This window comes from Pseudomonas sp. CGJS7 (assembly GCF_036961695.1).
On record NZ_JBAMDI010000135.1, the window covers coordinates 21180 to 27754 of the forward strand.

General features: G+C 67.4%; 8 protein-coding genes. 1 reads left to right on the forward strand and 7 read right to left on the reverse strand.

Going from position 1 to position 6575, the window contains the following annotated elements:
• Positions 1 to 177: 177 nt before the first annotated feature.
• The 4 genes from V7787_RS44205 to V7787_RS44220 all read right to left on the reverse strand — a co-directional run bounded on the left by V7787_RS44205 (position 178) and on the right by V7787_RS44220 (position 2293).
• A complete protein-coding gene (locus V7787_RS44205) occupies positions 178 to 660 on the reverse strand; it encodes an ASCH domain-containing protein (protein WP_336094057.1) in 483 nt (160 codons plus the stop codon).
• Between the two features lie 85 nt (positions 661 to 745).
• Entirely contained in the window at positions 746 to 1153 is a 408-nt protein-coding gene (mscL, locus tag V7787_RS44210; RefSeq protein WP_336094058.1) for a large-conductance mechanosensitive channel protein MscL, read from the reverse strand.
• 74 nt (positions 1154 to 1227) lie between these two features.
• Positions 1228 to 1956 carry a fumarylacetoacetate hydrolase family protein gene (locus V7787_RS44215; RefSeq protein WP_336094059.1) on the reverse strand — a complete coding sequence of 243 codons (729 nt, stop codon included), beginning with the start codon at positions 1954 to 1956 and terminating at the stop codon, positions 1228 to 1230.
• 4 nt (positions 1957 to 1960) lie between these two features.
• Positions 1961 to 2293: a hypothetical protein gene (locus V7787_RS44220; RefSeq protein ID WP_336094060.1), complete on the reverse strand. Its 333-nt coding sequence runs from the start codon at positions 2291 to 2293 to the stop codon at positions 1961 to 1963.
• A 68-nt stretch (positions 2294 to 2361) separates the two neighbouring features.
• On the opposite strand from V7787_RS44220, the gene V7787_RS44225 reads away from it, so the two are divergent.
• Positions 2362 to 2730 (forward strand): Rieske (2Fe-2S) protein, encoded by a 369-nt coding sequence (locus V7787_RS44225; protein ID WP_336094061.1) that lies wholly within the window; start codon positions 2362 to 2364, stop codon positions 2728 to 2730.
• Between the two features lie 181 nt (positions 2731 to 2911).
• Here V7787_RS44225 and V7787_RS44230 read toward each other — a convergent pair whose 3' ends face one another.
• The 3 genes from V7787_RS44230 to V7787_RS44240 all read right to left on the reverse strand — a co-directional run bounded on the left by V7787_RS44230 (position 2912) and on the right by V7787_RS44240 (position 6428).
• A complete protein-coding gene (locus V7787_RS44230; protein ID WP_336094062.1) occupies positions 2912 to 4759 on the reverse strand; it encodes an SLC13 family permease in 1848 nt (615 codons plus the stop codon).
• 132 nt (positions 4760 to 4891) lie between these two features.
• Positions 4892 to 5632: a tRNA (guanosine(46)-N7)-methyltransferase TrmB gene (gene trmB / locus V7787_RS44235; RefSeq protein ID WP_336094063.1), complete on the reverse strand. Its 741-nt coding sequence runs from the start codon at positions 5630 to 5632 to the stop codon at positions 4892 to 4894.
• Between the two features lies 1 nt (position 5633).
• On the reverse strand, positions 5634 to 6428 hold the full coding sequence (locus V7787_RS44240) for a thiazole synthase (RefSeq protein WP_336094064.1): 795 nt from the start codon (positions 6426 to 6428) through the stop codon (positions 5634 to 5636).
• Positions 6429 to 6575 lie beyond the last annotated feature (147 nt).

A 6575-nucleotide genomic window follows, 5' to 3' on the forward strand; every position in this document is an offset into this window, starting at 1 on the left:
AACCCGCGACCGCGCCGCTACCTGAGGAAAGTCACGTCCGACTCTCGGGATATTTGTCGCTGCCTATCAAGGCGTTTGACGGTGGCGGCGGCTGCGACGGCGATGCGGCGCGGCTGCAGCGGACGCGGATCGTTTTGCCGTATCGGGCGGTTCGCCGCGAGCGGCGCCGCGCCGGCGTCAGTCCGGCTCGGGCGCGTCGGCGAACTGTTGCGGCCAGACGATGCGGAAGCGCTCGAACACCACCTCGATGCCGTCGTCGATGGCGAAGCCTTCCGATCGCGCCTGCGCGCCGAAGTAGTCGCGGTGGATGCGCAGCCACTCCGCGCGGCTGCGGTCGCCTTCGCCCTCGGCCCAGGCGAAGGCGTCGTCGACCTCGATCATCGGCTTGGTCTCGATCCGGGTCGTGCGCCAGATGCAGCACGGCCGTCCCTCGCCGTCGACCACCACCACGTGATCGCCCTCGCGCGGCAGGGTGTCGGGCGAATAATCGCGAACCAGCGACGCGGTCGCGCGCTTGGTCCCGGCCAGCACCAGCGCCGCCAGTTCGGCGGCGTCGGCGGCGTTGTCGCCGAAGCTGCAGACGGCGTAATCGCCGGCGGCTCCGGCGTGGTCGCGGTAGTCGGCCCAGAAGGCGTCGCTGGCGGCGGTTTTGTCGGCCATCTGCAAGGTGCTCGGTGAAGGTGGGTGCCGGAAACGAAGAAGGCCGCCACGCGAGGTGGCGGCCTTCGAAGGATACGCGTCGGGCTTACTTCTTCAGCGAATCGCGGATTTCGCGCAGCAGCAGCACGTCTTCCGGCGTCGCCGCGGGCGCGGCCGTTTCCGGCTTGCGCAGCTTGTTGTAGCCCTTGAGGACGATGAAGATGACGAACGCGATGAGGATGAAATCGATCGCGGTCTGCAGAACCATGCCGTACTTCACCGCCACTTCGGCCGCGACTTCCTTGCCTGCCGCATCGAGCTGCGACGGCTTGAGTACGTACTTCCAGTCGCTGACGCTGACGCCGCCGGTCATGTAGCCGATGGTCGGCATGACGATGCCGTCGACCAAGGCGGTCACGATTTTGTTGAATGCCGCGCCGATCACCACCGCGGTAGCCAGATCGACCACGTTGCCGCGCGCAATGAACTCTTTGAACTCGCTGATCATGCCCATCGCATGCTCTCCCTGGTTGTCGACGACCGGTGCGGGACCGGGCCTGGACGCGCTGGCAGCGCGCCGGGGCCGGACTATACCGAGGCCGAGGTGATGTGTCCGTGCAGCTCGGCCACGCCTTCCAGTACGGCGCGGTAGCGGTCGCCGGGCTGCAGCGGGCCCACGCCCGAGGGCGTGCCCATGTAGACCAGGTCGCCGGCGCGCAGCGCATACAGGCGCGAAAGCTCGTGCAGGATTTCCGGGACGTTCCAGACCAGATCGTCGAGCGAGCCGCGCTGGCGGACTTCGCCGTTGACCTCCAGGGTCAGCGCGCGCGAACCCAGTTCGCCGACCTCGGCCGCCGGCACGATCGCGCTGATCGGCGCGGCGTGGTCGAAGGATTTGCCGGTGTCCCAGGGCAGGCCCTTGGCCTTGGCCTGGGCTTGCAGGTCGCGGCGGGTCAGATCCAGGCCGACCGCGTAGCCGTAAATCAGCGCCGAGGCGGCTTCCACCGGCAGCTCGCCGGCGGGCGCGTCGCGGCCGATGGCGACCACCAGCTCGACCTCATGGTGCAGGTCGCTGGTGCCGGGCGGGTAGGGCACGGCTTCGCCCAATTCCAGCGAATCGTGCGGCTTGAGGAAGAACACCGGCCGGCCGCGGTCGGCGCTGGAGGTCGGCACCGCCGCGCCCATTTCGCGGGCGTGCTCGGCGAAGTTGCGGCCGACGCAGTAGACGCGGCGGACCGGGAAGCTGGCGTCCGCGGCGATGCCTTGGCCGCGAACCGGAATGCGGGTGGCCGGCGCGGCCGCGATCACGTCGCCCATACGGTCAGCGCGCCGAGGTCGAACGGTGTTCGATCGTCGACGCGTCGACGACGCGGAACTCGCCCTCGACCACTTCCGGACGGTGCCTGGTGCGGCGCGCCATCGGCTTGCCGCGGCGCTGCCACAGTTTGTAACCCAAGCCGACGATAATCATCGCCGCGCCCACGAACACGCTGAAGAACACCAACAGCGCGAGCAAGCCCAGCCCGACCAGACCGAGCGCGAAACGCAGAAGGCGGTGACGCGGCTTGCGCGGCTCGAAAGCGTTGCGCACGCGCGACTGGAACGCATTCCATTGCGGTCGGTGTTCGGAGAATCGGAAAGTCTGGGCAAACATTTGAGGTGTCGTGAGACAATGCGGCCTGGGCCGGACACATGAGTATCGTTCCAGGCATGAACGAGGGTGTGAGAACTTCGTTAAATCATCCGGGCGGCGGCGACGCGGCCGCGCAGCCGTTGATCGAGCTGCAGCGCTTGGCCGACGGCGCCTTCGCCGAGGTCGAAGCGACCATCGAAGGCGACGCCGAATCGCTGCTGCTCTACCGCGACGGCGACGCGGTGCGCGCCTGGCTCAACATATGCCCGCACGCCGGACGACGATTAGATTGGGCTCCGGGGCAATTTCTCAAGAGCAAGGACGGGTTGTTGGTGTGCGCGGCGCATGGGGCCAGTTTCGAGCTGGTCGGCGGCGAGTGCGTGGCCGGGCCGTGTCGCGGGGAGGCGTTGCGGGCGGTGGCGGTGGATGTGCGCGATGGGGCGGTTTGGTTGGTTTGAGTTCAGCGGGCTGCTGACGACGCCGCGCCACTCACCTACCGTCATTCCGGCGAAAGCCGGAATCCATTTTGACTTTGCTCTTGTCGGCCTGATGTAGAGCAGGCGGCTGTTGGTGATGGGTTCGCGGGCGGAGAGATTCGGGCTTTTTGACGTTGGCACCGCGCTTGTTTTCTCTGCCCGTTCACTTGCCCCAAAACAACACATTAACCATCAACACCGTCACCACCGTATAGATCAACGACAACGGCCCACCGATCTTCCACAACTCCTTGCCGCTGTACCCCGCCGGACCGGTAATCATCGAGATCACCGGATTGGACGCGGTCATGAAGTTGTTCGACGCCGACAACGCCACGATCAGCGCGAACGCGGTCGGATTACCGCCGGCGGCCAGCGCCAGATTGACCGCAAGCGGCACTACCACAATGGTCGCGCCGACATGGCTGATGACCAACGAAAACGCCGTCGTCAGCAAGCCGATCAATATCTCCAGCAGCCACACCGGCGTCCCGCGCGGCAATCGCTCGATGCTGTGGCCGGCGATCCACGCCGCCGCGCCGCTGGAATCCATCGCCCAGCCCAATGGAATCAGGCAGGCCATCAGGAACACGGTCTTCCAGTTGATCGCCGAATACGCTTCGTCGATGTTGATCACCCCGGCGATCAGCATGCCGGCCACGCCGGTCATCAGCGCGATCGACACCGGCAGCCGCGAGGACAGCGCCAGCAGCATCGCCACGGCGAAAATCGCCAGCGCGATCTTGAGCTTGTGCGGGCGTTGCTCGCCCTTGGGGTAGTCGGTGACCACCACCAGGTCCTTGCTCGCCGCGGCGCTGGCCAGGTCGGTCCAGATGCTGTGGAACACCAGCATGTCGCCGGCGCGCATCGGTACCGTGCGCACGTTCTCGCGCAGCACGCTCTTGTCGCGGTTGATCGCCAGCAGGCTCAGCCCGGATTGCTTGCGCAGGTGCAAGTCGCCCGCGGTCTTGCCGATGTAGGCCGAGGTCGCCGGCACCACCGCTTCGGAAATGCCGGCGCGGCTGGGGTTGAACAGGTCGGCGAAATTGCGCAGCCGCGACGACAGGCGCAGGAAATGGTTCTGGGCGAAGTCGGCGACCTGCTGCTTGGGCCCCATCGCGCCGAGCACGCTGCCGACCCAGATGCGGGTGTCGGCCGGCGGCGCCAGACGCGAGTCGTTGTCGCTCTTCAGCGCCAGCAGCAGCGGCGCGCCGCGCAGCGCTTCGGCTTCGCCCAGCGACATGCCGACCAAGGGGCTGTCGGCGGTCACGGTGAGCTCGTAGACGTCGCCGTCGATGCCGTAGGCCTTGGCGAAATAGCTCTGCGTGCGCGCCGGCGTGGCGCCCTTTTCGGTGTCGTCCTTGAGCAGCTTGTCGGCGAAGAAATGGAAATAGGCCAGCGACGCGGCGAGCAGGGCGATGCCGATCGGCAGCGGCGCGAACATCTTCAGCGGCTCGATGGTGGCCGCGCCCGAGGGCAGGTTGCTGTTGGCGTTGAGCAGCAAGTCGTTGAGCAGGATCAGCGGCGAATTGCCGACCATGGTCAGCGCGCCGCCCATGACGATGGCCGCGGCGATCGGCAGCAGCAGCCGCGGCAGCGACAGACCGGTGCGCGAGGACAGGCGCGCGGCGACCGGCATGTACAACGCCATTACCGAGGGGTTTTGCATGAACGAGGAATTGAGCCCGGCGACCGCGGTGGTCAGCAGCAGCAAGCGCTGTTCCACCCCGTGCGCGCGCCGCAGCAGCCAGCCGGCCAGGCGGTTGAGCGCGCCGGTGCGGTCCAGCCCGGCGCCCAGGATCATGGTCGCGATGATGCTGATGACCGCGTTGCCCGAAAAACCGTTGAACAGCTCGTCGGGTTCGACCAGGCCCGACAGGCCCAGCAGCACCAGCACCACCAGGGCGACGACGTCGGCGCGGATGCGCTCGAACAGGAACATCGCCATCGTGAACACCACCAGCCCGAGAACGAGCTTCATGTCGGTGGTGAGCGCGAGGGCGGTGTCCATCAGGGGCGGGATTCGCTGTGGTGGGTTGGGGATTGGCTAGCGCCGACAGCGTCGCGGCACGGGGCGGATCCGATCCCGGCGAAACTCGGCGGCAGCGCTGTGGCCCGCATGCGAATCTCCGATCCCGAATCCCTAGTCCCGGACTCTGTCGTACAACAAATCCCAGACCCCGTGGCCGAGTTTCTGGCCGCGGGTCTCGAAATGCGTTTGCGGGCGCCATTCCGGCCGCGGCACGCTGCCGCGCTTGCCGGCGCGGTTGGCGAGCCCCCCTGTTGCGTCCAGGACGTCCCACATCTGTTCGGCATAGTCCTGCCAATCGGTGGCCAGGTGCAAGCGCCCGCCGACGGCGATCTTGCGCACGAGCAATTCGGCGAACGCCGGCTGCACCAGACGGCGCTTGTTGTGGCGCTTCTTGTGCCACGGATCGGGGAAATAGATCCGGACCTCATCGAGCGAGCCGTCGGCGATTTCGTGGTTGAGCACTTCCACCGCGTCGTGGTGGTACAGGCGCACGTGATCGCCGGCGTCTTCGGCCAGCGCATTGAGCAGGCGGCCCACGCCCGGGGCGTGGACTTCGATCCCGATCAGGTCGCGGTCTTTGTCGTGCTGGGCGGCGAAACGCAGCGCCTCGCCGTTGCCGAAACCGATTTCCAGCACGCGCCTGGCCGTGCGGCCGAAGATCGCGTCGTAGTCGCGCGGCGCGCCCTGGTAGTCGATGCCGAAACGCGGCCACAGCTCATCGAACGCGCGCTGCTGGGCCGGCGTGAAGCGGCCCTGGCGCAGCACGAAGCTGCGCACCTGGCGGCGGCCTTCTTCGACGGTGAAGGGCTTGGGCGGGGCCTTGTGGCCGTCGCTGGAGAACGGATCGGTCATGTCAGCCGATCAACCCGTCCACCGGGCTGGACGCGCTGGCGTAGCGCTTGCGCGGAATCCGCCCGGCCTTGAACGCGGCGCGGCCGGCTTCCACCGCCAGCTTCATCGCGTGGGCCATCAGGATCGGGTCGCGCGCGCCGGCGATGGCGGTGTTCATCAGCACGCCGTCGCAGCCCAGCTCCATCGCGATGGCCGCATCCGAGGCGGTGCCGACGCCGGCGTCGACGATGATCGGCACCTTGGCGTTTTCGACGATTTCCAGCAGGTTGTACTTGTTCTGCACGCCCAGGCCCGAGCCGATCGGCGCGGCCAGCGGCATCACCGCGACGCAGCCGATTTCCTCCAGGCGCTTGGCCAGGATCGGGTCGTCGGAGGTGTAGACCATCACGTCGAAGCCGTCCTTGACCAGGGTTTCGGCCGCCGCCAGGGTCTGGACCACGTCGGGGAACAGGGTGCGCTGGTCGCCGAGCACTTCGAGCTTGACCAGCTTGTGGCCGTCGAGCAGCTCGCGGGCCAGCCGGCAGGTGCGCACCGCGTCGTCGGCGCTGTAGCAGCCGGCGGTGTTGGGCAGCAGGGTGTAGCGGTCCGGCGGCAGCACGTCGAGCAGGTTGGGCTCGCCCGGGTTCTGGCCGATGTTGGTGCGGCGGATCGCGACGGTGACGATTTCGGCGCTGGCGGCCTCGGTGGCGCGGCGGGTTTCGTCCAAGTCCTTGAACTTGCCGGTGCCGGTCAACAGGCGGGAGCGGTAGGTCTTGCCGGCGATGACCAGCGAGTCGGAGAAGGCGGTGTCAGTCATCACTCAATTATGGCTGATCGGCCATGAACATGTCGGGGCGCGAGGGTGCCGGTTGGGTCGATTCGGGCCGCCGGGGCCAGGAAATTCACGGTTGCCCCCTGTAGGAGCGGCGTCCCACAGGGATTTCCTTCGGTCACGAGCCGCGAC